This window comes from Gordonia sp. 852002-10350_SCH5691597 (assembly GCF_001665715.1).
In the GTDB taxonomy this organism is placed as follows: Bacteria; Actinomycetota; Actinomycetes; order Mycobacteriales; family Mycobacteriaceae; genus Gordonia; species Gordonia sputi.
This window is the reverse complement of the sequence record NZ_LZMO01000118.1, coordinates 1-2758: the sequence shown is the minus strand read 5'-3', so window position 1 is coordinate 2758 and position 2758 is coordinate 1. Positions and strand designations below refer to the sequence as shown.

The window sequence follows — 2758 nt, the reverse complement described above, 5'->3', positions numbered from 1 at the left end:
GCTCCTGGCGGTGCCGGTCGTGCCGCTGACCAACACCGACCGACCACTCACGATGTTCGGGGTCTCCGAATTCGCCGACCTCATCCCGATCGTCGATGCCATCAACAAGCTGTCGGCCGACCTGCTGACCGCTTCCGAGTTCGGTGCCCGCCCACGCCGGTGGGCCACCGGCTTGGAGCTGATCGAGGAGCCCCGCGTCGACGACGACGGCAACCCGGTCCTCGACGAGGACGGCGAACCCATCCTCGACACCGTGAACCCGATCAGCGAAACCGACCGGATGATGGTGAATGAGGCCCCCGAGGGCAAGTTCGGGCAGCTTCCCGGCGCCGATCTGACCGGCTATGAGACCGCGGTGAACGTGCTGCTGCAGCAGGCGATGGCCGTCTCCGGTCTGCCCGCCCACTATGTCGGGGTCACCACGTCGACACCTGCCTCTGCTGACGCCATCCGCGCCGCCGAGGCTGCTCTTACTGCACGGGCCGAGGCCCGCATGGCCGTGTTTGGCCGGTCGTGGGAGCAAGTCGGTCGGCTCATCCTGGCGATCGAGAATGGCGGCGAGGTCGACGACTACCAGCCCCGTATCCAGTGGGCCGACCCCTCGACCCGTTCTGCAGCCGCCGAAGCCGACGCCGTGACCAAGTTGCACGCCGCCGGAATCATCACCACCACCGAAGCCCGAGAACGCCTCGGCATCGACAACCCTGACGCCGGACCCACCGAGGCTCCGGCCACCACACCCACCCTCACGACAGGAGACGCAGCATGACCGACGACGACAAGAAGGACCATCTTCCCGACGCCGGGAATATCCCCGACGAACCCGCCAACCTTGGCGGCGCCGACAAAGTTACGGATGACCGTGAAAAGGCCACCGAGGACCAGGCGCCCGACGATCTTTCTACCGACGCCGGTAAAAAGCCTGATGTCAGGGATGACCCTGAAAAGGCCGACGTGGAGAGCCCCGCCCCCCCGGACAACTCCGAGGACGCAGACACGTTCTCCCGCGAGTACGTGCAGGGACTTCGGCAGGAATCGGCCGGGTACCGCACGCAACTGCGCGACACCCAGGAGAAGCTACATCGGATGATGGTCGAGCAGACCGGACAACTCGCCGACCCTGCCGACCTGCCGTTCGATTCTGGACACCTCGACGACCCCGACGCGCTGCTCGCTGCGATCGCCGCGCTACTGGCTGACCGGCCGCATTTGAAGGCCCGCCGATTCGACCCTGCCGGTGCCGCACAAGGCCCCCGACAGACCGGCGGCGGTCAGGTCAATTTGGCCGACATCATGCGCCAACACCTCTAACCCCTCGCACACACCGGGCCTCATCTCATATAGTGGGATGAGGCCCGGTGCCGTTTCTCTGCTCGACCGCCGCGTGAGCCAGGTGCTCCAGATGCGTGAAACCCATTCACACCACCTCATTGGAGACCGTCATGGCTACCCAGACCACGGGCACCCTGCCCACCCTGCAGCAAGACCAAATCGCCAGCCTGCTCGTTCAGCCCCTCGAAGCTGAGAGCGTGTTCCTCGCCGCTGGCCCCAAGATCATCGACACCAACGGCCCAATTCGTGTGCCCCGCATCGCATCCGGCCTCACGGTCGGCTTCGTCGGGGAAGGCGCACAGATCCCGGAAGCCTCTGTCGGCATGGACGAGGTGACGATGCTCCCGAGCACGCTCAAGAGCTTGAAGGTCCTCAGCCGAGTCACTTCCGAGGTCCTCCGGTCCAGCGCGGTGGCCTTGGACAGCATCCTCAAGACGCGGCTGGTCACCGACACCGCAGCCGCACTCGACACTGCACTGTTCACCAGTACCGGATCGTCGAACACGATCAAGGGTCTACTCAATCAGACCGGCGTCGCTACGGGCGTACTCAATGCTTCCGAGCCTGATAGCTTCCTCGACGGCATCGGTATCGCCCGCGCCAACGAGGTCAAGCCCAATCGCTGGTTCCTCTCGCCCGCCGACTACCTCGCGGTCCGCAAGATCAAGGACAGCACCGGCCGCTACATCTTGCAGCCCGACCTGACCCAGACCGGCCAGGAAGTGCTGTTCGGTGTCCCGGTCACAGTCACCAGTCGCATCCCGACAGGCAAGGCGGTGTTGGCGGACATGAGTCTGGTTGCTATCGCCCGCGACCTCAGCCCGACCGTGACTGTCGATTCCTCCCGCTACTTCGACACCGACGAAGTAGCGCTTCGTGTCGTAGCTCGATTCGATCTGGCGTTGCTGCAGCCCAAGGCCGTCACCGTCCTCACCGCGGCGTAATCATGGCGGTCGCCAACGCCGACCTGCTCAAGTGGCTGGGCCAGGACACCTCCAACCCGGAGGTCCTGGCCCAGGCCGGGCAGGCCATCACCACCGTCACCGCCATGATCGGCGCCTACTGCCGAGGGCAACACCTCAAGAGCGACGGTTCGTCACGTGACGGCATCGACGAGGTTGTGCTCACCGCAGCATCCCGACTGCTCGCCAACCCCGAACAACTCGCCTACGACAGCGGCTCGGTGTCCATGCGGGGCGGGATCACCACTCCGTCCTCGTCGCGTCCTCCACCGAACGTGAGGGTCACTTTCTCCCGCAGCATCAGGTGGCTCGTTTCCGGTAGCGGTTGAGGACGGCGAGCTCCACGAGCGTGAAGCCGGTGAATCCGCCCCGCATGGACACCGAGCCGCTGTCGTAGGCGAGTTGTTCGGGGTTGGCGAGCAGTCGGGATGCTGCGGTGAGCACAACCTCGTCGATGCCGTCAC

General features: G+C 65.2%; 4 protein-coding genes. All 4 read left to right on the top strand.

Features of this window, described 5'->3' with window-relative positions; genetic code table 11:
* The coding region (locus A5777_RS09115; protein WP_156529327.1) for a phage portal protein at positions 1-769 on the top strand (769 nt) is incomplete at its 5' end.
* On the top strand, positions 766-1311 hold the full coding sequence (locus A5777_RS09110; protein ID WP_082933606.1) for a hypothetical protein: 546 nt from the start codon (positions 766-768) through the stop codon (positions 1309-1311). The genes A5777_RS09115 and A5777_RS09110, both read left to right, overlap by 4 nt.
* 131 nt (positions 1312-1442) lie before the next feature.
* Positions 1443-2276 carry a phage major capsid protein gene (locus tag A5777_RS09105; RefSeq protein ID WP_064862418.1) on the top strand — a complete coding sequence of 278 codons (834 nt, stop codon included), beginning with the start codon at positions 1443-1445 and terminating at the stop codon, positions 2274-2276.
* Positions 2277-2278: 2 nt separating this feature from the next.
* Positions 2279-2623: a hypothetical protein gene (locus A5777_RS09100; protein WP_064862417.1), complete on the top strand. Its 345-nt coding sequence runs from the start codon at positions 2279-2281 to the stop codon at positions 2621-2623.
* Positions 2624-2758: the final 135 nt, after the last annotated feature.